26 protein-coding genes and 1 pseudogene are annotated in these 24,499 nt (G+C 70.8%); 11 read left to right on the forward strand and 16 right to left on the reverse strand.

The window, feature by feature from the left end:
- Window positions 1-235: 235 nt before the first annotated feature.
- The 3 genes from ACFUJY_RS29805 to ACFUJY_RS29815 form a co-directional block, all read right to left on the reverse strand.
- Window positions 236-685 carry a cupin domain-containing protein gene (locus tag ACFUJY_RS29805; protein WP_383305427.1) on the reverse strand — a complete coding sequence of 150 codons (450 nt, stop codon included), beginning with the start codon at window positions 683-685 and terminating at the stop codon, window positions 236-238.
- A 62-nt stretch (window positions 686-747) separates the two neighbouring features.
- Entirely contained in the window at window positions 748-1,566 is an 819-nt protein-coding gene (locus tag ACFUJY_RS29810; protein WP_383305429.1) for a helix-turn-helix domain-containing protein, read from the reverse strand.
- A 42-nt stretch (window positions 1,567-1,608) separates the two neighbouring features.
- Window positions 1,609-2,088, reverse strand: coding sequence for a CGNR zinc finger domain-containing protein (locus tag ACFUJY_RS29815; protein ID WP_383305431.1), 480 nt, complete (start codon window positions 2,086-2,088; stop codon window positions 1,609-1,611).
- 108 nt (window positions 2,089-2,196) lie between these two features.
- On the opposite strand from ACFUJY_RS29815, the gene ACFUJY_RS29820 reads away from it, so the two are divergent.
- The gene (locus ACFUJY_RS29820) at window positions 2,197-3,105 is read left to right on the forward strand and encodes an alpha/beta fold hydrolase (protein WP_383305433.1); all 909 of its coding nucleotides are present in this window, start codon (window positions 2,197-2,199) and stop codon (window positions 3,103-3,105) included.
- A 107-nt stretch (window positions 3,106-3,212) separates the two neighbouring features.
- Here the strand turns inward: ACFUJY_RS29820 and ACFUJY_RS29825 are convergent, their stop codons facing one another.
- A complete protein-coding gene (locus ACFUJY_RS29825; RefSeq protein ID WP_383305606.1) occupies window positions 3,213-3,953 on the reverse strand; it encodes an IclR family transcriptional regulator in 741 nt (246 codons plus the stop codon).
- 162 nt (window positions 3,954-4,115) lie between these two features.
- Here ACFUJY_RS29825 and mhpD point away from each other — a divergent pair, with 162 nt between their 5' ends.
- The 4 genes from mhpD to ACFUJY_RS29845 all read left to right on the forward strand — a co-directional run bounded on the left by mhpD (window position 4,116) and on the right by ACFUJY_RS29845 (window position 7,967).
- Window positions 4,116-4,928: a 2-keto-4-pentenoate hydratase gene (mhpD, locus tag ACFUJY_RS29830; protein WP_383305434.1), complete on the forward strand. Its 813-nt coding sequence runs from the start codon at window positions 4,116-4,118 to the stop codon at window positions 4,926-4,928.
- Complete coding sequence (locus ACFUJY_RS29835; protein WP_383305436.1) at window positions 4,925-5,872, forward strand: acetaldehyde dehydrogenase (acetylating); 948 nt, start codon at window positions 4,925-4,927, stop codon at window positions 5,870-5,872. The genes mhpD and ACFUJY_RS29835 overlap by 4 nt, the downstream gene beginning before the upstream one ends.
- Window positions 5,869-6,885 carry a 4-hydroxy-2-oxovalerate aldolase gene (gene dmpG / locus ACFUJY_RS29840; RefSeq protein WP_383305438.1) on the forward strand — a complete coding sequence of 339 codons (1,017 nt, stop codon included), beginning with the start codon at window positions 5,869-5,871 and terminating at the stop codon, window positions 6,883-6,885. The genes ACFUJY_RS29835 and dmpG overlap by 4 nt, the downstream gene beginning before the upstream one ends.
- 95 nt (window positions 6,886-6,980) lie before the next feature.
- The gene (locus ACFUJY_RS29845) at window positions 6,981-7,967 is read left to right on the forward strand and encodes a LysR substrate-binding domain-containing protein (protein ID WP_383305440.1); all 987 of its coding nucleotides are present in this window, start codon (window positions 6,981-6,983) and stop codon (window positions 7,965-7,967) included.
- Here the strand turns inward: ACFUJY_RS29845 and ACFUJY_RS29850 are convergent.
- The 5 genes from ACFUJY_RS29850 to ACFUJY_RS29870 form a co-directional block, all read right to left on the reverse strand.
- On the reverse strand, window positions 7,952-8,944 hold the full coding sequence (locus ACFUJY_RS29850) for an amidohydrolase family protein (RefSeq protein ID WP_383305442.1): 993 nt from the start codon (window positions 8,942-8,944) through the stop codon (window positions 7,952-7,954). The two genes, ACFUJY_RS29845 and ACFUJY_RS29850, sit on opposite strands and share 16 nt — an antisense overlap.
- Window positions 8,945-8,947: 3 nt before the next feature.
- Complete coding sequence (locus ACFUJY_RS29855; protein ID WP_383305444.1) at window positions 8,948-9,469, reverse strand: 3-hydroxyanthranilate 3,4-dioxygenase; 522 nt, start codon at window positions 9,467-9,469, stop codon at window positions 8,948-8,950.
- The gene (locus tag ACFUJY_RS29860; protein WP_383305446.1) at window positions 9,466-9,903 is read right to left on the reverse strand and encodes a RidA family protein; all 438 of its coding nucleotides are present in this window, start codon (window positions 9,901-9,903) and stop codon (window positions 9,466-9,468) included. Before ACFUJY_RS29860 ends, ACFUJY_RS29855 begins: the two co-directional genes overlap by 4 nt.
- On the reverse strand, window positions 9,903-10,667 hold the full coding sequence (locus ACFUJY_RS29865; protein WP_383305448.1) for a 2-keto-4-pentenoate hydratase: 765 nt from the start codon (window positions 10,665-10,667) through the stop codon (window positions 9,903-9,905). Before ACFUJY_RS29865 ends, ACFUJY_RS29860 begins: the two co-directional genes overlap by 1 nt.
- A gap of 169 nt (window positions 10,668-10,836) precedes the next feature.
- Window positions 10,837-12,312 carry a 2-hydroxymuconic semialdehyde dehydrogenase gene (locus tag ACFUJY_RS29870; RefSeq protein ID WP_383305450.1) on the reverse strand — a complete coding sequence of 492 codons (1,476 nt, stop codon included), beginning with the start codon at window positions 12,310-12,312 and terminating at the stop codon, window positions 10,837-10,839.
- Window positions 12,313-12,566: 254 nt separating this feature from the next.
- Here ACFUJY_RS29870 and ACFUJY_RS29875 point away from each other — a divergent pair, with 254 nt between their 5' ends.
- Window positions 12,567-13,889, forward strand: a complete 1,323-nt coding sequence (locus ACFUJY_RS29875) for an MFS transporter (RefSeq protein ID WP_383305452.1) — start codon at window positions 12,567-12,569, stop codon at window positions 13,887-13,889.
- Entirely contained in the window at window positions 13,886-15,100 is a 1,215-nt protein-coding gene (locus ACFUJY_RS29880; protein WP_383305454.1) for a carboxylesterase family protein, read from the forward strand. The genes ACFUJY_RS29875 and ACFUJY_RS29880 overlap by 4 nt, the downstream gene beginning before the upstream one ends.
- Before the next feature lie 106 nt (window positions 15,101-15,206).
- On the opposite strand, the gene ACFUJY_RS29885 is transcribed toward ACFUJY_RS29880, so the two are convergent.
- The 3 genes from ACFUJY_RS29885 to ACFUJY_RS29895 all read right to left on the reverse strand — a co-directional run bounded on the left by ACFUJY_RS29885 (window position 15,207) and on the right by ACFUJY_RS29895 (window position 17,190).
- On the reverse strand, window positions 15,207-15,386 hold the full coding sequence (locus tag ACFUJY_RS29885) for a hypothetical protein (protein ID WP_383305455.1): 180 nt from the start codon (window positions 15,384-15,386) through the stop codon (window positions 15,207-15,209).
- Window positions 15,383-15,721: a hypothetical protein gene (locus tag ACFUJY_RS29890; protein ID WP_383305457.1), complete on the reverse strand. Its 339-nt coding sequence runs from the start codon at window positions 15,719-15,721 to the stop codon at window positions 15,383-15,385. Before ACFUJY_RS29890 ends, ACFUJY_RS29885 begins: the two co-directional genes overlap by 4 nt.
- Before the next feature lie 908 nt (window positions 15,722-16,629).
- On the reverse strand, window positions 16,630-17,190 hold the full coding sequence (locus tag ACFUJY_RS29895; RefSeq protein ID WP_383305459.1) for a helix-turn-helix domain-containing protein: 561 nt from the start codon (window positions 17,188-17,190) through the stop codon (window positions 16,630-16,632).
- 1,449 nt (window positions 17,191-18,639) lie between these two features.
- Between ACFUJY_RS29895 and ACFUJY_RS29900 the strand changes: the two genes are divergently transcribed.
- From ACFUJY_RS29900 to ACFUJY_RS29915, 4 genes and pseudogenes are all read left to right on the forward strand, one after another.
- Entirely contained in the window at window positions 18,640-19,203 is a 564-nt protein-coding gene (locus tag ACFUJY_RS29900) for a PP2C family protein-serine/threonine phosphatase (RefSeq protein ID WP_383305607.1), read from the forward strand.
- A gap of 125 nt (window positions 19,204-19,328) precedes the next feature.
- Window positions 19,329-19,760 (forward strand): hypothetical protein, encoded by a 432-nt coding sequence (locus ACFUJY_RS29905; protein WP_383305461.1) that lies wholly within the window; start codon window positions 19,329-19,331, stop codon window positions 19,758-19,760.
- 56 nt (window positions 19,761-19,816) lie between these two features.
- Window positions 19,817-20,230: pseudogene (locus ACFUJY_RS29910) on the forward strand (IS5/IS1182 family transposase); the annotation flags it as partial.
- 241 nt (window positions 20,231-20,471) lie between these two features.
- Window positions 20,472-21,140, forward strand: a complete 669-nt coding sequence (locus ACFUJY_RS29915; RefSeq protein WP_383305462.1) for a maleylpyruvate isomerase family mycothiol-dependent enzyme — start codon at window positions 20,472-20,474, stop codon at window positions 21,138-21,140.
- Here the strand turns inward: ACFUJY_RS29915 and ACFUJY_RS29920 are convergent.
- The 4 genes from ACFUJY_RS29920 to ACFUJY_RS29935 form a co-directional block, all read right to left on the reverse strand.
- A complete protein-coding gene (locus tag ACFUJY_RS29920) occupies window positions 21,033-21,344 on the reverse strand; it encodes a substrate-binding domain-containing protein (RefSeq protein WP_383305464.1) in 312 nt (103 codons plus the stop codon). The two genes, ACFUJY_RS29915 and ACFUJY_RS29920, sit on opposite strands and share 108 nt — an antisense overlap.
- A gap of 67 nt (window positions 21,345-21,411) precedes the next feature.
- The gene (locus ACFUJY_RS29925) at window positions 21,412-22,170 is read right to left on the reverse strand and encodes an SDR family NAD(P)-dependent oxidoreductase (RefSeq protein ID WP_383305466.1); all 759 of its coding nucleotides are present in this window, start codon (window positions 22,168-22,170) and stop codon (window positions 21,412-21,414) included.
- 456 nt (window positions 22,171-22,626) lie between these two features.
- Window positions 22,627-23,211 carry a TetR/AcrR family transcriptional regulator gene (locus tag ACFUJY_RS29930; RefSeq protein ID WP_383305468.1) on the reverse strand — a complete coding sequence of 195 codons (585 nt, stop codon included), beginning with the start codon at window positions 23,209-23,211 and terminating at the stop codon, window positions 22,627-22,629.
- A 340-nt stretch (window positions 23,212-23,551) separates the two neighbouring features.
- On the reverse strand, window positions 23,552-24,487 hold the full coding sequence (locus tag ACFUJY_RS29935) for an AraC family transcriptional regulator (RefSeq protein WP_383305470.1): 936 nt from the start codon (window positions 24,485-24,487) through the stop codon (window positions 23,552-23,554).
- Between the last annotated feature and the right edge of the window lie 12 nt (window positions 24,488-24,499).

A 24,499-nucleotide genomic window follows, 5' to 3' on the forward strand; every position in this document is an offset into this window, starting at 1 on the left:
CCCGGAGGACCGGGCGGCCATTCCTCGCGAGCCACAAGCGGCAAACACCCATCAGCCACACCCGGTCCCCCCGGACCGCCAACCATTCTTAGGGACACCGATGTCCGTCGCGGGTGTCACCTCCGGGTACGGCGGCCGCACATCATCCGGAGCGTGGCATCGTTCGGGAAGCCCGAGGGAGTCGACGCCGGACTGCGCCCGGTGAGGCTGTCACCGACGCACGCGACGGGTGTCGTCATGACACATCATCCGGGCCGGTGCCGGTCCGAGGACGGTGGTCGGTGCCGAGGGTCGCGGTGATCGCCAGCACGGACGCGGCCCCCTCCATGTCGACCGCGTGCCAGACCCCGGCCGGATTGACGGTGGCCTCGCCGGGACCGAGCCGGACGTGGTCGCGCACCCCGTCCACCTCGCGCGTGATGGTGACGGACCCTCTGAGGCAGACGACCAGCTCGTCGCCGGCCGGGTGGCTCTCCCAGTGCTCACCCGGTCCGTCGCCTTCGAAGATCATCACCATCCGGCCCTCGGCGCCGTCCGCCGCCACCGCGGCGCTGTAGGCATGAAGCACCTCCGGATCCCAGGCGAAACCCTCGATGGGTTTCGCGCTCGACCCCAGTCCGAGGTGTACGGGCGTGGTCCGCAGGTCCACGGCAGGGGCATGGCGTTCGTGCTCGACGAGTCTCATGCCGACGATCGTCCACGACGGCGAACGGCCGGTCTTGAAGAAATGGGAAGAGCGGCCGACGGCTACCCGGCCCCGAGGAGGACCTCGCCGCGACGCCAGGCCGTAGGCGACCGGTTCGTGAACTCGCGCCAGTCCCGTACGAGATGGGCCTGATCCGCATAGCCGGAGACGGCTGCCACCTCGCCCCACGGGAGCGGGTCCCGCGCCACCGCCAGTTCGTGTGCGTGCTCGAAACGCAGGACCCGGGCCACGGTCTTCGGCGAGAGGCCCACCTCACCGCGGAACCGCTCGGTGAGATACCGGCGGCTCCAGCCGAGCTCCGCGGCGACCGCACCCACCCGGACGCGCCCCCGCGCGGCGACGAGGCGCCGCCACGCCTCGGCCACCTCGGGCCGCACCCCGCGCACCGGTCCGACAGCCCGCAGTAGCAGTTCGTCCAGCTCGGCGAACCGTGCCGCCCAGGTCCGCGCCGACCGGAGCCGGTCGGCCAGCTCTACGGCGAGCACCCCGAGAAGCTCGTCGAGCGGGACCAGCCGATGGGCGAGCTCGGCGGCGGGCACGCCGTAGACGGCCCGGGCCCCGAGCGGCGTCAGCGCTATCTGCACACCCTGCTGGCGCCCGTCGTGATGAATCGCGACGGACCGGCACATCAGGCCACCGGCCACGCCACCGAACCGGCCGACCGGCGACCCGTCATCGACGCCCGCCGCCACCTCCAGAGAATCCGACAGACTGATCACCGCGGTGAGCGCGCGGCTCGGCGGTCCGCAGTGCACACCGGTGGGAAGCCCGCGGAGGTCGAAGCCGACATACGAGTCGACGTACGCGCGCAGGGCGAGCGCCGGACGCGCACTGTTCCCGGTGGCCGTGTGGTGGTCCATGGTCCCGAGCGTACGATCCGCCCGGCGGCGTACGAAGACGGGTCAGCGGCTGCGCTCGTAGTGGCGGCGGGCCTTCTCGCGGTTGCCGCAGACGGCCATCGAGCACCAGCGGGCACGGTTGGCGCGGCTGCGGTCGATCAGGAACAGCCTGCACGCCTCGTTGGCGCAGGGGCGCAGCCGGCCGGGTAGTTGCTCCTCGGCGTCCGCCCAGGCGAGAACGGCCTCGACGGCCAGCCGGGCGTGCGGGGGAGTCCTCACCGCCCACCGGAGACCGTCGGAGGTGATCTCCGGGGTCTGGTGGACGCCTTCGAGCAGCGGGCTCAACGCGGCGGGCGGGCGCTCGCCGCGCACCACGTCCCGCAGAACGTCCCGCGCCTCGCGGAGCAGCGCCAGTTCCTCGGGGCTGCCTTCGCCGCCGTGTTCCCGCGCCCAGCGCCGGCCCGCGGCCGGATCGCCGAGCGCGTCCTGTTCCTCGCCGTTGACCAGGGGCCTGCTGTTGAGCAGGTCCAGCAGGGTGTCCATCGGCCGCCGCTCCCTCTAACCGGATTGATTCGTTTGACAGGTTAGCTCGCTCGCCTCATGCTTGCACAGCGACGAACTAACCGGATAAACAACTCCAAGGGGTTAGGTATGAGCTCGGTGCACCACCGGACCGCCACCATCGACGGTCACGAGATCTTCTACCGCGAAGCGGGCCCCGCCGACGCCCCCGCGATCGTCCTGCTGCACGGCTACCCGACCAGCTCCTTCATGTTCCGCGAACTGATTCCGCTCCTGGCCGACCGCTACCACGTCATCGCGCCGGACCACCTCGGCTTCGGCCACTCCGACGCCCCGCTCGCAACGGAATTCACCTACACCTTCGACGCCCTCGCCGAACTCACCTCCCAACTCCTCGACCGACTCGGCCTGGACCGCTACGCCCTCTACGTGCAGGACTACGGCGCCCCCATCGGATGGCGCCTCGCACTCCGGCACCCCGAACGGATCTCCGCCCTCGTCACCCAGAACGGCAACGGGTACGAAGACGGCTTCACCGACTCGTTCTGGTCCGACCTCTGGGCCTACGGTGCGAACCCCGGCCCCGACACCGAACCCGCCGTCCGTGCCGCGCTGGGCCTCGACGCCATCCGCTGGCAGTACGTGCACGGCGTGCCCGACCCCAGCCTGATCAGCCCGGACACCTGGGAGCACGACTTCGCCCTCGTCTCCCGCCCGGGCAACGACGAGATCCAGCTGGCACTGTTCCGCGACTACCAGAACAACCGCCCCCTCTACCCGCTGCTGCACGAACTCCTCCGCACCGGAGAGGTTCCGGTGCTCGCCGTGTGGGGCCGCAACGACGAGATCTTCGCCCCAGCCGGTGCCCTTGCCTTCGCCCGCGACGCGAGGGACGCGGAGGTGCACCTGATCGACGGCGGCCACTTCCTGCTGGAAAGCCACCTGCACGTCGTCGCGGGATACCTCCGCGGCTTCCTCGGGCGGGTACTGGGGCAACCGGGCCCGAGGCCGGCCGGAACACCGGGCCGCGCGGGGTGAACGGCAGCGACACGCCCCGCACGTCCGCGGACAACAGGGCGGCCCGGGCCGAACGGGGGCGGAGCCTCGCGGCGGACCTCCGCCGCGAAACGCAGTCGCCCGGGGCCTCATGGGCGGTCGCGTGCCGTCTCCGTCCCCCGCATCACCCGGGAGAGGCCGAGGGCGGCCGTCCGCACGGCCGGTGCCAGCTGGGCGGGCCGGAACCGGGCGCGTGGCACGGCCACGGACAGGGCCGCCACCGCCGTCGGGCCGTCGAAGACCGGTGAGGCGATGCAGCTGACGCCGAGGGCCGCCTCCTGCTCCTCGTAAGCGAGCCCGGAGACCTGGATCTGCTCGATGACCGTGCGCAGCCGGGCCGGGTCGGTGATCGAGTGGGTGCTCAGCCGGGGCAACGGCCGGGCCAGCACGTCCTCGACCAGGGTGCCGTCCGAGAACGCAAGCAGCGCCTTCCCGACCCCTGTGCAGGTCAGCGGCAGCCGGCCGCCGATGCGTGACGGGAGGGCCAGGGCGTCGTGGCCGTGGATGCGTTCCACGTACACCACCTCGTAGCCCTCGCGCACGCCCAGGTGCACGGTCTCGTGCGTCGCCTCGAAGAGGTCCTGGAGGAAGGGCAGCGCCGCCTCCCGCAGGTCCTGCCGGCGCGGCACCAGGGAGCCCAGCTCGAACAGCTTGCCGCCGAGCCGGTACGTCTCACCCGCACGCTCCAGCAGGCCCAGGCGCACCAGATCGGCACACAGCCGGAACGCGGTGGTCTTGGCCAGGCCCGTACGCGCGGCGATTTCTGTCAGACGGAACGCTCCGCCGTCCGGGCGGTAGCAATCCAGGACGGCTGCCGCCTTGTCGAGCATGTTTCCCGACGTGCTGTTCCGTGTCATGGAACATATTTTGCCGCGCCTCCGGCCGCACGCCTATACCTGTCGTGCGGCCGACGGCCGCCCCACCCCATTCCTGCCGGAGGTAACGCGCATGTTCGTCCCACACCGCAGTGCCGCAGCCGAGGGGAGGCGGCCGTGAGCGCGCCCGACGCCGTGAACGAGGCAGCGGCCGTCCTGCGGGAAGCCGCACGCACCGGCGTGCCGTGCCCCCCGGTGCGCACGCTTCTGCCCAAGGGGGACGTAGCGGCCGCGTACGCCGTACAGCGGCTGTACGTCGAGCGCTCGCTCGCGGAGGGCCGACGGCTGGTGGGCCGCAAGATCGGTCTGACCTCGCCCGCCGTGCAGCGCCAGCTCGGGGTCGCACAGCCCGACTTCGGCGCCCTGTTCGCCGACATGGCCGTGCCCGAGGGCCTGCCGATCGCCCCGGGCCGGCTGATGCAGCCCAAGGTGGAGGCCGAGGTCGCGCTCGTGCTGGGCACGGACCTGCCGCACCGCGACCCGACCGTCGCCGACCTGCTGCGCGCCACCGCCTTCGCCCTGCCCGCGCTCGAAATCGTGGACAGCCGCATCGCCGGCTGGGACATCGGCATCGTGGACACCGTCGCGGACAACGCCTCCTGCGGCCTGTACGTGCTCGGCGGCACCCCGGTCCCGCTGGACCGGGTCGACCTGCGCGAGGTGGCGATGACCCTCACGAAGAACGGCGAGACCGTCTCGCAGGGCGTCGGCCGCGACTGCCTGGGCAGCCCGCTGACCGCGGCGCTCTGGCTCGCCTCGACCCTCGCCGGGCTCGGCGATCCGCTGAGGGCCGGGGACCTCGTCCTGACCGGCGCGCTCGGGCCCATGGCCGTCGCGGCCGAGGGCGACGAGTTCACCGCCCGCATCGAAGGACTGGGCACGGTATCCGCCGCGTTCGCGTCCGCCGGCACGCAAGGAGCGCGCGCATGACCACGAAGGTCGCCGTCATCGGGTCCGGAAACATCGGAACCGACCTGATGATCAAGGTGCTGCGGCTCTCCGACACCTTGGAGATCGCCGCCATGGCGGGCATCGACCCCGCCTCCGACGGCCTCGCCCGGGCCCGCCGCCTCAAGGTGGCCACCACCCACGAAGGCGTCGACGGACTGGTGGAGCTGGACGAGTTCGCGGACGTGTCCCTCGTCTTCGACGCCACATCGGCCGGCGCGCACCGCCGCCACGACGAGGTGCTGCGCGCTCTGGGGCGTACGGTCGTGGACCTCACCCCGGCCGCCCTCGGCCCGTACGTCGTGCCGCCCGTCAACGGCGACGCACACCTGGGCGCCGCCAACGTCAACATGGTCACCTGCGGTGGCCAGGCCACCATCCCCGTCGTCGCGGCCGTGAACGCCGTGACGCCGGTGTACTACGGGGAGATCGTCGCCTCGATCTCCTCGCGCTCGGCCGGGCCCGGGACGCGGGCGAACATAGACGAGTTCACCGAGACCACTTCCTCGGCCATCGAACAGGTCGGCGGAGCCGCGCGCGGCAAGGCCATCATCGTCCTCAACCCGGCCGAACCCCCGCTGATCATGCGGGACACGGTGCACTGCCTGGTCGGCGACTGCGACGACGCCGCGGTCACCGCCTCGGTGGAGGAGATGGTGGCCCGGGTCCGGACCTACGTACCCGGCTACCGCCTCAAGCAGAAGGTGCAGTTCGACCGCGTCACCGGCGACGACCCGCTGCGCTCCCTCCTCCCGGCCGGTAGCCGGTCCGGGGACGCCGCGAAGGTGTCGGTGTTCCTGGAGGTCGAGGGCGCCGCCCACTACCTGCCCGCCTACGCCGGAAACCTCGACATCATGACATCGGCCGCCCTGCGCACCGCCGAACGCATGGCCGCCCACCGCGCCACGGAGGTGGCCCCGCGATGACCGCTCTCTACCTGCAGGACGTGACCCTGCGCGACGGCATGCACGCCGTCCGCCACCGCTACACCGCGGACCAGGCCCGCACCATCGCCACGGCCCTCGACGCCGCCGGGGTCGCCGCCATCGAGATCGCGCACGGCGACGGGCTGTCCGGCTCCAGCATCACGTACGGTGTGGGCGCCCACACCGACTGGGAGTGGATCGAGGCGGTCTGCGACAGCGTCGAACACGCCGTCCCTACCACCCTGCTGCTGCCCGGCATCGGCACCCTCCACGACCTGAAGCAGGCACACGCCCTCGGCATCCGCTCCGTGCGCGTCGCCACCCACTGCACCGAGGCCGACATCTCCGCCCAGCACATCGCGGCCGCGCGGGAACTGGGCATGGACGTCGCCGGGTTCCTGATGATGTCCCACCTGGCCGAACCGGTCGAACTCGCCCGCCAGGCCAAGCTGATGGAGTCCTACGGCGCCCACTGCGTCTATGTGACCGACTCCGGCGGGCGGCTCACCATGGACGGCGTACGCGACCGCGTCCGCGCCTACCGCGACGTCCTCGACCCGGCCACCGGACTCGGCATCCACGCCCACCACAACCTCGGCCTGGGCGTCGCCAACTCCGTCGTCGCCGTCGAGAACGGCGTCACCCGCGTCGACGCCTCCCTCGCCGGCCAGGGCGCGGGCGCCGGGAACTGCCCGCTGGAGGCATTCGTCGCCGTCGCCGACCTCATGGGCTGGGACCACGGCTGCGCCCTGTTCCCCCTGATGGACGCCGCCGACGACGTGGTCCGCCCGCTCCAGGACCGCGAGGTGCGCGTCGACCGGGAGACCCTGACCCTCGGCTACGCGGGCGTCTACTCGAGCTTCCTGCGCCACGCCGAGACCGCCGCCCACCGCTACGGTCTCGACACCCGCGACATCCTCGTGGAGGTGGGGAGGCGCAAGATGGTCGGCGGCCAGGAGGACATGATCACCGACATCGCGCTCGACCTGACGAGGGCGGACGCCCCCGCGTGAGACGAACGGACGGGCCCGGTCGCGCACCACGGTGACGACCGGGCCCGCCGCTGCTTCGAAGAGGGAGCCGGGTACGGCTCCGTTAGGGTCGTTACGTGGACATTCCCCGCCTGCTCGACGGCCGGCTGAAGATGCGGCACCTACTCCTCGTGGACGCCCTCTCGCGGCAGGGATCGGTCGTCGCGGCCGCCGGTGAGCTGCACACCACCCAGCCCGCGGCCACCCGGAGCCTGCACGAGCTGGAGGACATCCTCGGCGTCCCGCTCTTCGAACGGGGCCCCCGGGGCGTCACCGCGACCCTCTTCGGCGAAGCGTTCACCCAGCACGCGCGCGCCGTCCTCGCCCAGCTCGCCCAGGCCGGCCGGCACGTCGTGGAGCTCGCCGAGGCAGACCGGGGCACCGCCGTCGTCGGCACCCACCTGGCCGGCTCCAACATCCTGCTGCCCCGGGCCGTCGCCGCGCTCAAGCGCGCCCACCCCTTCCTCACGGTCGTCGTCCGCGAGGCGTCCCCCGAGGACCTGCTGCTCGACCTGGAAGCGGGGCGCGTCGACCTCATCGTCGGCAGGCTCACCGCGTCCTCCGGCGAGGGGCTGATCCGGCGCCCCCTCTACGACGAGTCCATCGGCCTGGTCGTCCGCGCCGGCCATCCGCTGACCGCCACACCCGGCGCCGCACTCGCGGACACCCTCCACTTCCCCTGGATTCTGCCCGGCCAGCAGACCGTGCTGCGCCGCGAGGTGGAGGAACTCCTCGCGCTCCAGGGCCTCGGCCTGCCGCGCAACCGGGTGGAGGCCACCTCGTTCCTGACCGTGCGCCAGCTGCTCCTGGAGACCGAGGTGGTGGCCGTCCTGCCCGGCTCACTGGTCCGGGACGACGGCAGACTGGCCGAGCTGCCCCTGCCGCTGGACCGCATCGGCCACAGGGTGGGCCTGACCCTGTCGGCCGACCGTACCCTCAGCCCGTCGGCCAGGGCGCTCATGGAGAGCCTGGAGGAGGCGGCGGCCGGGATGACGGCAGGGCCCCCGGACCCGCGAGGCGCGGACCGGGGGCCGGACGAGCTGCGGGATCAGAACCCGAGGTAGCGCTCCGCGTTCCCGCGGGTGATCTTCTGCCGGGCCGTCTCGCTCAGCGAACGGCTCTCGCGCACCACCGCCCCCGCGGGGCGCTCGCCCAGCGGATACGGGTAGTCGCTGCCCACCATGACCCGGTCCTCGCCGACGGTGTCCACCAGGAGCCGCAGCGCGCGGTCGTCGAAGACGACCGAGTCCACGTAGAACCGGCCCAGGTAGTGCGAGGGCGGGTACTGCGACGTACCGATGACGTCGTTGCGTCCGTGCCAGGCGTTCTCCATCCGGCCCAGCCAGAACGCGAACGACCCGCCGCCGTGCGCGAAGCAGATCTTCAGGCGCTCGTCGATACGGTCGAACGCACCGCCCAGGATCAGCGCCAGGATCGACAGATGGGTCTCCGCCGGCATCGCCGTCAGCCACCGCGCCATCCACCGGTCGAGCCGGGGCGAGGAGTCCATGTCCCAGGGGTGGACGAACACCGGCACATCGAGCGACGCGCAGTGCTGGAGGAAGGCGACGACCCCCTCGCTGTCCAGGTCCCGGTCACCGACGTGGTTGCCGATCTCCACCCCTCGGTGCCCGGCGGCGACCGCCCGCTCCACCTCCCGGCACGCGGCGTCCGGGTCCTGGAGCGGCACCTGGCAGAACGGAATCAGCCGGTCCGGCACCGGAGCGGTGATCTCCAGGGCCAGATCGTTGAAGATCCGGGCGATCCTCGCGGCCTCGGCGCCGCTGCGGCCGTAATGGAAGAACGCCGGGGTGGGGGAGACCACCTGGGCACGCACCCCGTCCGCGTCCATGTCCCGCAGCCGGACCTCGGCGTCCCAGCAGTCCGCCTGGATCCGGCGGAACTCCGAGGAACCGGTCATGATCATGGCCTCGGTCTCGGACTCGATCCGCAGCCACGGGGCGTCCGGGCCACCGAGCTCCGACAGGTCGGGCCAGCCGCGCGGGACGTAGTGGGTGTGGACGTCGATCAGGTCTGCCACCGGTCAGCCCTTTCCGGGGTGGAGCGCACCGCAGGCGGAGCAGACCCGGGCCCGCTCGTCCTCGTAGAACTTCTCGAAGACCGGCGGGAGGTCGGCGACGATGTCGCGGACCTGGAGCTCGACCTCGTAGACGGTCGCCGAACAGGAGGGGCAGAACCACCGGAACTTCTCCAGCGTGCCCTCCTCACGCACCCGCTCGATCACCAGGCCGATGGAGTCGGGGTCGGGACGCTGCGGGGAGTGCGGCACATGGCCCGGCAGCAGCCACGCCTGGCCCTCCTTGATGTGCACGGTACGGGGACCCTGGTCGGTCATGAGGTTGACGTGCATGTCCCCCTTGACCTGGTAGAACCACTCCTCGTACGGGTCGAGGTGGAAGTCCGTGCGCTGGTTGGGGCCGCCGACGATCTGCACGATGAAGTCGTTGCCGAGCGACATGGTGCGGTTGTTCACCGGGGGCTTCAGCAGGTGCGCGTGGGCGTCGATCCAGCCCTGGAAGTCGATGACCTCGGGAATGTCGGTCACGGTGTCTCCTTCGTGGTCGTCGCGGCCGGCAGATGTGCCACGGCCTGGATCTCGATGAGCAGATGAGGATGGGGGAGCTGGTGCACGGCGACGGTGGTCCTGGCCGGGCCGGCCTCGTCGAAGTACTGGCCGTAGACCTCGTTGTAGCCGCCGAAGTCGTTCATGGAGACGAGATACGCGGTGACCTGCACGACGTCCGAGAGGCTGCCGCCCGCGTCGGCGAGGATGTCACCGATGTTCTCGATGACCGCGCGGGTCTGCGCGCGGATGTCGAGGTCGGTGGTGCCCAGCTCGTCCGTCGCCACTCCGGCGAAGGAGTTGTCGGGCCGGCGGGAGCTGGTGCCGGAGACGAAGACGAGGTCTCCGGCGCGGCGGAAGTGCGGGAACCGGCCGCGCGGTCGCGCCTTGCCGGGGACGACACGTCCCTGTTCCATCAGACCCCCCTCACGCCGACGCGGCCGATGCCGTCGACCTCGCACACGGTCTCCCCGCGCTCCAGCGGGATCGCAGCGGTGGCCGCACCGGCCAGCACCACCTGGCCGGCCCGCAGCGGGATGCGCCGCCGCCGCGCCAGGTCGAGCAGGGCCCGCAGGGCGTTGACCGGACCACCGAGCACGGCCTCGGTCGAACCCGCCACCTCCCGGCTCGCGCCCGACAGCCGCACGGCACGGTCGGACACGTCCTGTACGGGGGCCCAGGCACCGATCACATAGGCCGCCGCCGAGGTGTTGTCCGCGACGACGTCCTCGTAGGTGAAGCGGAAGTCCCGGTAGCGGGAGTCGATGATCTCCAGGGCGGGGGCGACCGCGTCCACGCAGGAGACGATGTCGGTGTTCCGGTCGTCCGGGTCCACGTCCCGGCTCAGCCGGTAGGCGACCTCCGGTTCCACCTTCGGGTGGATGAACCGGGACAGCTCGATGTCGCCGCCGTCGGCGACACACATGGCGTCGGTCAGCCGGCCGACGATGATCTCGGAGACTCCCATCTGCTCCATCTTGGCCTTGCTGGTGAAGCCCAGCTTCACGCCGGTGATCCGCTCGCCGCGCCCTTCGCGCAGGGCGAGGAGCGCCGCCTGCACGGCGTAGGCGTCGTCCACGGTCAGGGTGTGCGTGTCGGCGAGGCTGAGGGTGTCCGTGACGGTGCGCTGCGCGGCGTCGAGCCGTGCGGCCAGCGTCCGGACCGTTTCCTCGGGAATCAACGGATGTCTCCTTCGCCGGGGTGCGCGGCGGGCGCGCAGGGGGTCGGGCGCGCGCCGGGCACAGGGGCCCGGCCGCGGGCGTTGTCGCTCATGATCACGTCCTTCCGGCCGCCCGGTCCGGGGGCGGCCTGCTCGATCGGAGTCGGGGAAGCCGGGGCGGGGCCCGCCGTCACAGCTGGACGCACACGTTGGTCGGCTCGGTGTAGAAGTGCAGGGACGAGGCGCCTCCCTCGCGGCCGAGACCGGAGAGGCCGACGCCGCCGAAGGGCGAGCGCAGGTCACGCAGGAACCAGGTGTTGACCCAGGACATGCCGACGTTCATCGCCTGGGCCACGCGGTGCCCGCGACGCAGATCCCGGGTCCACACGGAGGCGGCGAGCCCGTACTCCGTGTCGTTGGCCAGCCCGATCGCCTCCTCCTCCGTGTCGAACGGGATCAGCGCCGCGACCGGGCCGAAGATCTCCTCGCGCACCGGGCGGTCGGCATTCGTCAGGCCTGTCCACAGCGTCGGCTCGATCCATGAGCCGCCGTCCAGCTCCTGACCGAGACCGGGCGTGCCGCCACCGGTGAGGGCCTTCGCACCCAGCTGTCCGGCCAGGTCCAGATAGCCGCGCACCTTCTCCCGGTGCGCCTGCGAGATGAGCGGCCCCGTCGTCGTCTCCGGGTCCAGCGGGCTGCCCAGACGCAGCGAACGGGCCCGCTCGACCAGGCCGTCGGCGATGTCCGCGAAGACCGACCGGTGGACGTAGACCCGCTCGGTGCACAGGCACACCTGGCCGGTGTTGGCGAAGACCGACCGGGTCAGGCCGTCCAGGGTCTCCTCGATGTCCGCGTCGGCGAAGACCAGTGCCGCGTTCTTGCCGCCGAGCTCGAAGGAGACGGGGCGCACGCGCGGTGCCACGGTCTTCATCACGTGCGCACCGGTCGCCGTGGAGCCGGTGAAGGTGACGCCGTCGATCCCGGGATGCGCGGTGACGTACTCCCCGGCCGAGCCGCCCCCGAAGCCGTGCACCACGTTGTAGGCGCCGGCCGGCAGACCCGCCTCGGCGAGCACCTCCGCCAGCAGGGTCGCGGTGCCGGGCGTCTCCTCACTGGGCTTGACCACGACGGTGTTGCCGCAGGCGAGGGCCGGGGCGACCTTCCAGGTGAGCAGCAGCAGCGGCAGGTTCCAGGGAACGATGACCGCGACCACTCCGAGGGGCTTGCGCACCGCGTAGTTGAGCGCCTGCCGGCCGCCCGGCAGGTCGGTCAGGAAGGACTCCTGCCCGGCCGCCGCGACGACATCGGCGAACGTGCGGAAATTGGACACGGCCCTGGCCACGTCGAGGTCGCGGGCGAGGGTCACGGGTTTGCCCGTGTCGGCCACCTCGGCGGCCACGAACTCCTCGAACCGCGCCTCGATCAGATCGGCCGCCCGGCGCAGGACCTCGGTGCGCTCCCGGACCGGTGTCGCCGACCAGGGGCCGAGCGCCCCGCGCGCCGCCGAGACGGCCCGGTCGACCAAGGGGGCGTCGGCCTCGTGGACGAGGGAGTGCACGCGGCCGGTGGCCGGGTCCGTCGCTTCGAAACTCTTGCCGCCGTCATCCGGGTCGATGAAACGCCCGGCCACGAAGTTGCGGATCCACCGCGAAGTCTGTGCCGTCATGACTCACACCCTGGGATGCGGGCGCCATGACCACAAATGACGATTCAGAGCTCAGCTATGCCGACTTCGGTATGCCCCCGGGGAACAGGTGCCTTCGCGGGGAGCGGTCCGTGAAGAGGACGGGTTCGGTCGCCCGGTATACCCGTCCCGCTATAGCGGCGGGACGAAACGGCATTTGTTCCGTTCCGCTCGCGGGACCCAGGATCCACCGCAAGTGCGGGCTTCCCCGCCTTCCCCAGCAGACGAGGTGTTCCATGAGCGACGCGGACCGTCCCAAGGGCGCGAGCAGGACTGCGCTTGCCACCCTTCTCGGAACCACATTGGAGTGGTACGACTTCTTCCTGTACGGCACGGCCGCCGCACTGATCTTCGACAAGCAGTTCTTCCCCTCCCTGAGCCCCGCGGCGGGCACCCTCGCCGCGTTCTCCACGCTCGCGGTCGGCTTCGTCGCCAGGCCGCTCGGCGGCCTGGTCTTCGGCCACTTCGGCGACCGCCTCGGACGCCGCTCCACGCTGGTGGTCTCGCTGGTGATGATGGGTCTCGGCTCCACCCTCATCGGCGCCGTCCCGAGCTACAGCTCCATCGGTCTGTGGGCTCCGGTCCTCCTGGTCCTCCTGCGCGTCGTCCAGGGCATCGGCCTCGGCGGCGAGGGCGCCGGCGCCACCCTGATGTCGATGGAGCACGCCCCCGAGGGACGGCGCAACCTGTACGCGGGCTTCCCGCAGATGGGGACGCCCGCGGGCCTGGTGCTGGCGAACCTCATCTTCCTGGCCACCAACTCGCTCGCCGGACACGCCACGTTCACCGCCTGGGCGTGGCGCATCCCGTTCCTGCTGAGCTTCGTCCTGGTCGGCGTCGGACTGGTCGTACGGCTGCGCGTCACCGAATCCCCGTCCTTCGACCGGGCCCGGCAGGAGGACGAGGTGGTCCGCTTCCCGCTGGCCGAGGCGATGAAGGCCGGACTGCCCCGGCTGGCCGTCACCCTGCTCGCCGTCGTCGCGAACTCCGCGGTCGCGTACGTCTTCATGGTCTTCACGCTGTCCTACGGCACCAAACACCTCGGCTTCGACCAGCAGTTCCTCGTCCTCGGGGTGAGCGGCGCCGCCGTGCTGTGGTTCGCGTCGATCCCCGTATGGACGAAGATCGCCGACCGCAAGGGGCGCCGCACCCTCTTCATCGGCGGATCCGTCGCCATCCTCCTGTGGTGCGCGGTGTTCTTCCCCCTGCTCGACACCGGCAACCGGGCATCCGCCCTCCTCGCGCTCGCCGGCATGGGCGTGATCATCCCGGTGACCCACTGCGTCCAGGGCGCCATCATCGCCGACACCTTCCCGGTCCGGGTCCGCTACTCCGGCACCTCGTTGGTCCTCCAGATCGGCGCGGTCCTCGGCGGCGGACTGGCTCCCATGATCTCCAGCGCGCTCCTCGGCGGCGGCAGCTCCTCGACCGGTGTGACCTGGTACCTCGTGGGGATGTGCGCGCTCAGCCTCGTCGGTGCGGTGGCGCTGTTCCGGATGGTTCCCGAGACTCCTGTGGAGCGGGCCCCACTCGTACCCGAAACGGCAGGCAAGGCATGAACACCCCCCGCACGGTCCGTACCACCCTCATCCGCTACGCCACGGCACCCCGCTTCGCCCGGCCGCGCCCCGTGACGGCCGAGGACCCCGGACCGCAGGCCGGCGCGGTCTGCCCCCAGCCGCCCTCCCGCCTGGAAGCGCTGATGGGCCCGCCGCCCGGCCGGCACCCGCAGAGCGAGGACTGCCTCCACCTCACCGTCACCGCGCCCGCCACCCGAACGACGACGGGCCGCCCCGTCCTCGTCTGGTTCCACGGCGGCGGCTTCAGCAGCGGCGCCGGCATCCTCGACTGGTACGACGGCAGCTCCCTTGCCGCCGAGCAGGACGTCGTGGTGGTCAGCGCGAGCTACCGGCTCGGAGCCCTCGGCTACCTCCTCCAGGACGGGGTCAGCGAGGGCAACCTCGGCCTGTACGACCAGATCGAGGCACTGCGCTGGGTCCGGTCGAACATCGCGGACCACGGCGGCGACCCCCGTAACGTCACCGTCTTCGGCCAGTCCGCCGGAGCCCTGTCCGCCCTGCTGCTCCTCAACGTCCCCGAGGCCCGTGGTCTCTTCGGCCGGGTGATCCTGCAGAGCCCGCCCCTGTCCATCGCCACCCGCCCCCCGGCCGAGGCGCGGGAGACCGGAGAGCTCTTCGCCACTCACCTCTCCACCGACCCCCGCACCGCCCCGGCGGCGGACCTGCTCGCCGCCCAGACGCGCACCGCGGCCGACCACCAGCGGCGGACGGGAAACTTCCTGGCCCCGCCGTTCGGCCCGGTCGGCGGCGTCGCACCGCTGCCCGCCGAGACCGGGGCCGCGCCCTTCACCGGCCCCGCCCCGGACGTGCTCTACGGGTGGAACGCCGACGACATGTCGGCCTTTCCCGAGGGCCCGTCCGACGCGGGAAGCATCGCCGAGCGCACCCGGCGGCTCTACGAGGAGCCCCTGCGGGACCTGCACGCGCGGCTCGAACGCCACGGCGCCCGCGCCTACGGCTACCGGCTGGACTGGCGGCCCGCCGGTTCGCCGTACGGCGCCACGCACTGCGTCGAGATCCCGTTGCTTCTGGGATCGGAGTACGCCTGGCGGCACGCGCCGATGCTGGGTGACCTCGGCTGGGTGGAGGTGGCCGCGGTGGGCAGGGGGATGCGCGCGGCCTGGGCGTCCTTCGCCCGCACCGGCGACCCGGGACCGCTGCCGGCACCGCTCGTCGCGCTGCCGGGCTGACCTGGCTCAGGCGTCGGCAGCATGCCCCGGATCTCCGCCGCCACATCCCGCCGATGCTGAAGCAGGGCCCCGGTGCCGGGGCTCTGCTCCCGTTCGTCCGGCAGCGTCACACCCAGGAGCCGGGGAGGCTCCACGGATGGTCCAGCAGGTCCGCCAACCGGGGCGAACCGAGGGCCTGCGCCGGGTGTCCGGCCCAGTTCCGCCCCATGTTGGCCCGCCTTGCGGATGTGCGCCAGGCCGGTTGCGCGTGCTCGATGAACGCCTCGCCGCAGACGGTGGGGGTCACGCCGCGTGGGTCCCGGGCGAAGACCTCCGCGCCGAGGATCGTCTCCAGCTCGCGCAGACCACGGGGGACGACCCGGACCGAGGGCCGCGGACCGCGAGGTACTGCTCCGGGTACGCGGAATCCGGGCAGGCGCCGGCAGGGAGGCGGAACGCCCCGTGCCCGACGACGTGGACTTCGACCTGCGCCGGGGCGAACGCTGCGGAGCACTCGGGGAGACCGGCCTCGCCCTCCCGCTGCTTGAACGCTGCGTCCGGCATGACGGCGCCCGTGGTGAGGACGACCGGGTTCACCAGGACCTGGCCGCCAACGGCAGGGACGTGCACTGTGGTCGTCAACGGGCGCACCGCAGCCGTCTGGTGCTGCCTGATCCCGTTCCGGACGACGATTGCCGACCGCTTCGGCCGCCGCCGGCCCCGCGCCCATGATGGCCGTCGCGCTGACGCCCGGGGCGGCGGAAGAGGCGGCGCCGGTTCTCAGGCCCCAGCCCCAGAGCGAGGCGGTTTGACCCTGGGCTCCGAGACCTGCATCGAGTCGGAGGTCGCCGACCTGCGCTGCTTCGCCCCAACCGGACCGACCACCGCGGCCACGGCTGACGGAACGCCGCCGTCGACGCCTACATCCGTGGCCGACCCGCGAGGCGCCCCCCACGCGCCAACCACCGGTGATGGTGCGTACGTCCCAGGACATCACCGCTGTGCACCGCCGCCACTGCACCGATCACGGGCGTGGCAAGGAGCGTGAGAAGTATCGGTGCGTAGCCGCCGTCGGAGGCGACCGCCACAACGAGAACCTCACCGAGGTGCATCGTGGCCGCGACGCAGCCAGCGAGCAGTCCTCGCAACGGCGCCCGAGCGGCGAGCCATTCGGGTGACAGCGCAAGTGCCGCACCGGTTGCCGCACCGAGCAGGACACCGACTCCCAGACTCCCGCTCACGACCGCGATGCCCCGCACGAGACCGGTCAGGGCCTCGTGCAACCCCGTGCGAAGCCACATCGCCGCACCCATGAACGCCAACGAGCCGAAGAGTGCCGCCAGCGCCGACCCGATCCGTATTCCGAGCCGGACACCCCGCCTGACTGCAGCCCCGACCACCATGCACGTCCCCCCGCTTGGCCACCCGTCACCCTACCCGCCGTATACCTGGGCCACGGGTCAAGGTGCGCCCGCTTGCCCACTGGTCGGGACGGCGGATCAACCGCCCGGACACGGCCTGGGCCGGACGTGGTCCTGAGCGGACAGAGCTCATTGGTCCCGGTCGATCCGTGGGCCGGTCGGCCGCGTTCCCGGTGCCGGCGCCCTGCCGTTACGGGAGCGGGCGTTCGGGTCGCGCGATCCGGTTCGGCGCTCCTCGGCACCGGTCCGCGAAGCCGGCATCTGGTTGCTCTGCAGCAGCATGGAAAACGTGCCCACCGCGTCGACGGCCATGGACAGTTCGGCGATGATCTTCGGATCGTCCAAGGGGCCCCGCAGGAACTCCTCCAGACGGTGCATGCGGTAGCGGACCGTTTTCTGGTGGCAGAACAGCAGGCGACCTGCCGCGGCCGCCGATCCATGGGCCTCAAGCCAGGCACGGGCGGTGGCCAGAAGAGTGGTGCGGTCCTCCTCCGGCAGCGACAGGACTCCGCCGAGGATACGTTGCACGGCCCGCTGGGTCGTCTCCAGGTTGCTCATCACCAGTTCGGTCAGCGGGGTGTCGTCGAGCTGGCGCACCACGGCGGTCCCGGCCGTCAGCGACTGCGCGGCGACCTGCGCGTAGCGGAGAGCGCGGTTGGTCTGGTCGAGACGTTCGTACAGAGGACTCACACCCACCCGGCCGGTGGCGGCCGACCGTACGGCGTCGAGGACCGGAGCGTCGCCGGTCCGTCTCCACCATCCGTTCCGCACAGGCTTCGCGGTAGGCATCGGTGAGGGCCGACGAATAGATGTCGGCCAGCTCCCAGATGTGGGACGCGGAGTCCAGAAGCGCGTCGGGGGCGGCACCGCCCGTCTCCCGGGCCGCGTCGAGGAGTTGTTCCCAGAAGTAACGGAAGCTGATCCGGTACGAGCGCAGCACTTCCGGCAGCGGGGCGTTCTGCAGGGCGCGCTTGCGGCCGGTTTCCTCGGGGCCGGCCAAGTCGACCGTCGAGGAAGTGGGATCGGTGAGGTGTTTGAGTATGTGGGCGACGTTCAGACGCATCGAAGCGTTCAGGTCTTCGGGGCCCACGACCATGGACCGGTAGAATTCGATTTTCCCGTAGACGAGTTGGGACATGGCAGCGGCGATGGCGTCGAGTCTGACCGTCAGTGACTTGGCGAGTTCCGCCACCAGCAGACGCGGTTCGGTCGTGGTCACGGAGCGAGCCTAGAGCAGCCGGAGGCGAGAAATTGTCGGAACGATCGAAAACGGATGAGGTCGTTGTCGGCAGCAACAGAAGTCTCTGTAGGCGCAGACGTGGTGTGTGGCATCGGGAGGCTGTGAGGATCGCCGCGTTGCATTCGATCTGTGTGTGAAAGCGGAATGAAGTTCTGGCCTCAGCATTCCGGTGTCGTTCACCGCGACGACGACCATGTCGCGATCACGGTCGATACCGGCGGCCAGGGGCATCCCGCCCAATACCACGTGCTCACGCACGGGGCCGCGCGCAAGGCGGCGACCTCCGCCCGCGCAGGTGCCGCGAGCGATTCCGCACGTGACATCTTTCAGGTCGTGCCACAGGGGGTCTCGCTCTGCCCTCCCGCCACCCGGGTCAGGAATGGGCCGCTCCCCGACCTGCCCACTCATGAACATTCGGATATGAGTGCCCATTGTAAGAAGCGTGTGCAGTAGATTTCCGGAGGCGACAATGCGCCGGACCGGCTGCGGACTGGTCAATCATCCGATGCCACACGGGGAGCGGGACCCTCGCACTCCCGTCCGTGTCGCCCGCAGCATTCCGCTGTGCGGCAGCCGTGAGGACCTCGGCAAGCACGCGGGCTGTCCTGGCGCCGGGAGCCGGCGTTCACTCGCGCTGCTCGCGCGTGGCACAGCGCGTCGTACGCCTGCCCGCTCCGTCCGCCGCGGCGTCGGCGGAGTCCCGGCCCGCTGTCGGCGGATGACCGTGCCGCCGGTGAGGACCTGATGGCTGAGGCACGAACGGCCGCCGAGCGTGTTCGGCGGCTGTCGTCACCCGGTCCGGGTGTCGGGTGGCACAGTGAGGTTGTGGCACGTGTGCCGGACCTGGCCGGCCGGCTGATGGATGCTGCGGTGCAGGCGGACCGGCAGGCGGGAGCCAGCTGGGCACAGGTGGGTGCGATGCTGGGCCTGAGCGACGAGGTGGCGCGCAGTCGGTTCGACCGCCAGGGTGCCGGTACGGCCGACTTGGCGACTCTCCGTCCCCCGGCGACATCCTTGCGCGTACCAACCAGCTGCTGACCGATCTGGACCCGGAACTGTTCACCAGCTGCCTGATCGCCGAGCTCGACCCGCTCCACCACAGCGTCCGTCTCTCCAACGCCGGACACCCCCCGCCGCTGCTGTGCCACCCCGACGGCTCCATCGAAGTCCTGCGCCTGCCACCCGGGTTGCTGCTCGGCATCGACCACGACACCCACTACGTCACCACCGAGATCGCCCTTCCACCGGGGGCCATCCTCGGCCTCTACACCGACGGACTCGTCGCAACCCCCGGCACCGACATCGAGGACACCATCAGCGAGCTTGCCCAGCACCTTGCACAGGCCCGGCACCTGAACCTGGACGAGCTGGCCGACACTCTCATCCATCACGCCAAACGAGACGCGCCGCGCTTCGACGACATAGCCCTCCTGCTCATCCGGCCCACACCGAACGGCGACTGACCGCATCGCCGCAACACACGGACCTCTAGTAGAGCGCTCGGCGGGACTGCTGATGCCTGTCGGTAGGATTGTCCGCATTCGGGCGGCCTGGAAGTGGGAGCCCCAGATCCGATGGAGGCTGGGCGGTGCGGTTCGTCTGCCGGGATTTCGGACTGTCGGACCAGCCGCGGCGTGGCCTCACTCCGCAGGAGGCCCCCCTGGAAGTGCTGCTCCTCGACATCGAGGCCGAACTGTCCGTGTGGGAACACGGGCAGGTGATGTGGCGCGAGCAGCAGTTCCCGGTAGCCGAGCTGGCGTACCACCTGGCGCTCTGGCTTCAGAGCCCGGCTGTCCGCCATGAGGACTTCGAGCTCGACTCGATGCAGGCCGATGAGGGGCTGATCCGCATCGCGAGCTCCGACGAGGGTTGGCGGATCGGCTCCGACATCACACCCGACTTCTGGACGTCGCCTGTCACGTGGGATGTCCTCGTGGCAGAGATCAAGCGGTTCGACCGCGCCGTGCGCGAGGGCATTGCCGCGATGGGCATCGAACCCGACTTCATCCCGCAGCCCTGACAGCCGGTTTGGCTCGGCCAGCGGAGGAATGATCATGGGAGGGCGGTGTGACTGGTGTGACGGGTGTGATTCCGACGCCGGAGTCGTCCTGGACAGCCCCATTCGGCCCGCTGAGCCCACGCTGCTGGCATGCTGCGGACAGACTTGACGATGCGCCACCTCGCCTCGTTGTCCGTGACTCCGAGTCGGTGGCGCACCGCATCATCGACCACCTCGGACCGCTGCTCGCGCTCCACCCAAGGAAGCAGTTCCGTAAGGACGCCGTGCTCATCGTCGACGGCGGGGCCCGTGTGTCGCCGCCCACCCGCGCTCTCTCGAACGCCGAGCGATCGAAGAACTGCCACTACTCCACCGGGCAACCGGCAGGACACCGCGGCTGGGGACACGGCGCCATGGCCGCTGACGGCAGGACGATGACCACCGCCGGCGGGGGCTACCAGGACACCGGGCTGGTCATCCCTCCCCGCCGGCCGTCGCGTAGACGAAGAACGTTCCGCGTGACTTTTGACGCGCTGTGGTCATGCAAGGTCACAGGGGCAACTGCGCCTGGCGCGATGACTTCCGCGCCTCGAAGTGTTCTGGAGACCGGAGGTAGGTGCGCGGTGCGTTGGAGGCGCGTGCGTCGCAGGTTCTCCGATCCGTGGCTGCAGTCGATGAGTTCGGACTGCGATAGGAGTCAGATGGAGGACACCGATATCAGGAGGCCGACCTATGGCTGCCGAAGCACTCGTTCTTGAGACCCGGAAAGCTCTGGAAGGGGCAATCCACGTCGAGAGATCCGCGCTCGCTCAAGACCTGGCCGAGCTCAGCGAAACCGAGTGGGCGAAAGCATCACTGTGCGAACGATGGACCGTGGAGGAGGTCGTGGCCCATCTGACGGCAGGCGCCAGCACGGGTATCCGGCGCTGGCTGCTGAGCATGCTGGCTGCGCGGTTCGACCCCGATCTGCACAACGACCGACAGCTTGCAAAGCACCGTGGTGCCACACCGCAAGAGACCTTGCGGCGATTTCGCGCAGTTGTCGCCGGGCCCGCCGGGCCGACAGGACATACTGCGGCCTGGTTGGGCGAGATCGTCGTCCACAGCGAGGACATCCGTCGGCCATTGGGCCTGGTGCGGACACCTCCAGTGGCCACGACGACCGCCGTGGCCCGGTTCTTCGCCGGCCGCGATTTCACCGTCCCGAGCAAGACCGCGATCGCGGGTCTGCGGGTGGAGGCCACGGACGGACCGTTCACCACCGGCTCGGGGCGTCTGCTCCGGGGGCCGACCCTATCGCTGGTGATGGGGATGGCAGGCCGTGCAGCGGCCTGCGAGGACCTTGAGGGTGACGGTGCCGCAATCCTGCGCGCCCGACTGCGTGAGGCTGCAACAAGCTAGAGCTCCGTCGAATCCCGATGTCGACGCGCGGATGACCAGCCGTCCCGGTGGCAGTTCGATTCCGCTGCGCCTCTGTCCATCCATGGCTGGCACCAGAGCCTGGGCGGCAGCCCGGCCGGTTTCCGGGCAGTCGTGGGCGACATCGGTCAGCCCGGGGGAGTCGTCGGCGAAGGCACGCCAGTGGTTGACGCCCGCGACCGCCACGTCCTCGGCCCCACTCGGTCATCCGGTGACCGTGTCGGTGACCGCGTCGTGCGAGCCGCTACGGCGGTCAGGCCGAGGAGCCACTGTCGATGACCAGGTCGGCGCCGACCACCGCGCCGGCTGCCGGTGAGGCGAGATAGAGCACCGCGGCCGCTACTTCTTCGGCTTCTGCGACCCGGCCGAGCGGGTTTTGTGTCTTCACTCGCTCGGCTCGGTCGGCCTCCGTCTCGCCGGGCCGCAGCGACATGGGAGCAGCGGAGGCGCCGGGACTGACCGCGTTGATGCGGATCCCCTGGTGGATGTGGTCGAGAGCGGCGGCGCGGGTGAGCGCGGAGACCGCTGCCTTGGAGGTGATGTACGTGGCAAGGTTCGGAATGCGCAGGTGCGCGCCCAGGTTGGAGGAGATATTGACGATGGCGCCGCCACCGTTTCCCTGCATGTGCGCGATCTCGTGCTTCATGGCCAGCCAGACACCGGTGACGTTGGTGCGCAGCACCGTGTCCCAGTCCTCCTCGCTCACCTCACCGACGGGTACGGTGCCGCGGAGCACCCCGGCGTTGTTGACCGCGATGTCCAGTCCGCCGAAGCGCGTAACGCTCTCGCGTACGAGGTTCTGAAGCTGGCCGGAGTCGGTGACATCGGCGGTGACGGCGGTGGCCGTGCCGCCGGTGGCCCCGATGAGACCGACCGTCTCGTCCAGGGAGACCGCGGTGCGTCCCGCGGCAACCACGGATGCGCCCTCGGTGGCGAAGGCGATCGCGATCGCGCGGCCGAGGCCGGAGCCTGCGCCAGTGACGAGGACGGTCTTTCCGGTGAAGCGGTTCATTGCGGTGGCTCCCCTTGAGTGCTGGATTACTTGGTGCCGTGGTGCAAACGGACGACGGCTGCGAGAGCGGCGGCCCCTGCAACACGAGGCCCGGCAGCAGGCCTTACCGGTATGAGCGGTGTGCGGTCGGTCCCGATGAGCGCGAGGACTGCAGCCGCGCCGAGTCCTGAGAGGCTGCCCCCGGGTGGCCATTGCCCTGCCGTACGCGGGTGGGGAGGGTAAGACGGCACGCCACGCCGCTCGGCATAGCGGTCCGCGAAGCGTCCGCCAAGGAGCACCAGCCCGGCGAAGGCCAGTCCGTAGGCAGCGATGAGCTGGAGGACGGAGGCGAAGCGCGGCTGCACAGAGGCGAAGCGGGCAGCGCCTGGGGCGGTCATGCCATCCTCCTGATTTTTGACCGATCGGTTCATTATTCGGGTATACGGAAGCGGGCCCGGTGGACTCGGCGGATGCGGGTCAGTCCAGGAGAGTAAGGGCCTGTTCGGCCGCGTCCCGTACCCGGTCGGGATCGATCGACGCCTTGCCGACGATCCGCACCCCCTGTAGTAGGACGAGCAGCATGCGGGCCAGCGCGCGCGGATCGCGTTCCTCGGGCAGCTCGCCCTGAGCCTGGGCCCGTACGAGCGCGGAATGCAGCAGGGTCTCGATGTGCTCCCAGCTGATCTCGACGCGGCGGGCCGCTGCGGGGTCGTGGGGCGCCAGCTCGGCCGCGGTGTTGGTGACGAAACAGCCGTTCAGTCGACCCTCAGGGGCGATGGCCTCTGCTGCGAACCGGCGCACCACCGCCCGCACCGCAGGCAGTGCGGGGCCTGGTTGGGACAACTCGGCGAGGAGCGCCGAGTCGCGCGTCTCGGCGTACCGGTCCATGGCTTTCAAGTACAGCTCGTGCTTGCTGCCGAAGGTCGCGTAGATGCTGGCGCGGCCGATGCCGAGGTGCTCGACGAGGTCTGTCAATGACGTCGCTTCGTAGCCGCGCCGCCAGAACAACTCAAGGGCCGACTGCAGCGCGGCGTCCGGATCGAATTCCTTGGTTCTGGCCACGTCGAAGACCATAAGCCTATCTGGAACGATCGGTCAAATAATTGCGCGTCGCAGCGGGAGCTGGTCAGACGTCGCACGCGATCCGGGGAATCGTTCGGCGAGAACGGCCGACGGTCATCCCCACACGAGTCCCAGCGGACGCCTGGCGAGGCCGGGTGCGCTGGTCTTCAGGGTGCCGCCCCAACTGCACCGTCCGCCGCCGATCGGGCGGCTCCCGCGTCGAACGGGCCTGAAATCAGGTGAACTCACGATCCCGTCCGCCGGTTCGCCACAGTCTCGCCACGGCCCCGTTTGCACCCGTCGCGTACAGGTGAACGTGCTCACCATCATCGCCCCCGCATCAGTTTCGGCGCCGGTACGTGCTGGGAGCCAGCCCGTGGGTGCGCTTGAAGGCGTTGGCGAAGGCGAACTCGGAGGCGTATCCGACCTGGGCAGCGATGGATCTCAAGGGCGCTTCCGTCGCCTGCAGTAGGCGTGCAGCCGCGGTCAGTCGCCACCAGGTCAGGTAACCGAGGGGCGGTTGACCGATCATCGAGGTGAAGCGCCTGGCGAACGTCGCCCGGGAGAGGCCGGCTTCCGCTGCGAGTTTCGCCACGGTCCAGGGCGCTGCCGGGTCCCGGTGGATGGCATGGAGGGCGGCGGTGACCGCCGGATCGTTGAGTGCTGCGGCCCAGCCGGTGGGGGTGTCGGGGGCGGGCTGTTGAGCGAGCCAGATGCGCAAGTTGTACATCAGGAGCGTGTCCAGGAGCGCGGGGATGGTCACGCTGGTGCTCAGCCTCGGATTGCCCACCTCGGCGGTCAGGAGTCGCACCGCCGCGTGCAGCTCGGGATGGCGGTCCTGACCGGCCGGCAGGTGGATCAGGTCGGGCAGGGTCAACAGCAGGGGGTGGGTCCGGGACGGGCCGAGCCGGTAGGCGCCGCAGAGCACCACGGTGGCCGGCCCGCCCCGACCGAGCCGGTCGACACTGTCCGACGCGTAGGGCCCGGGCAGCTCGGCGTCATCGGGGCTGCAGGCCGGGGCTGCGACCGCGGTCGCCGGGCTGTCGGCCAGCGTGTGCCCGCTGCCGTGCGGCAGGAACAGCACATCGCCCGCCTCCAGTCGGACCGGCGCTGCGTGTGGCGAGAGGAGCCGGCAATGGCCCTCCAGGATCACCTGGAAGCCGACCGATCCCGGTACGGAGGCGAACCGCTGTCCCCAGGGTGCATGCCATCGCACGTACGCCGATCGGGGCCGGCCGGCCCGCGCCACCGTGATCACGTCGCTGAGCCCATCCATCGGGCGATGGTA

The organism is Streptomyces sp. NPDC057249 (genome assembly GCF_042669245.1).
GTDB lineage: Bacteria > Actinomycetota > Actinomycetes > Streptomycetales > Streptomycetaceae > Streptomyces.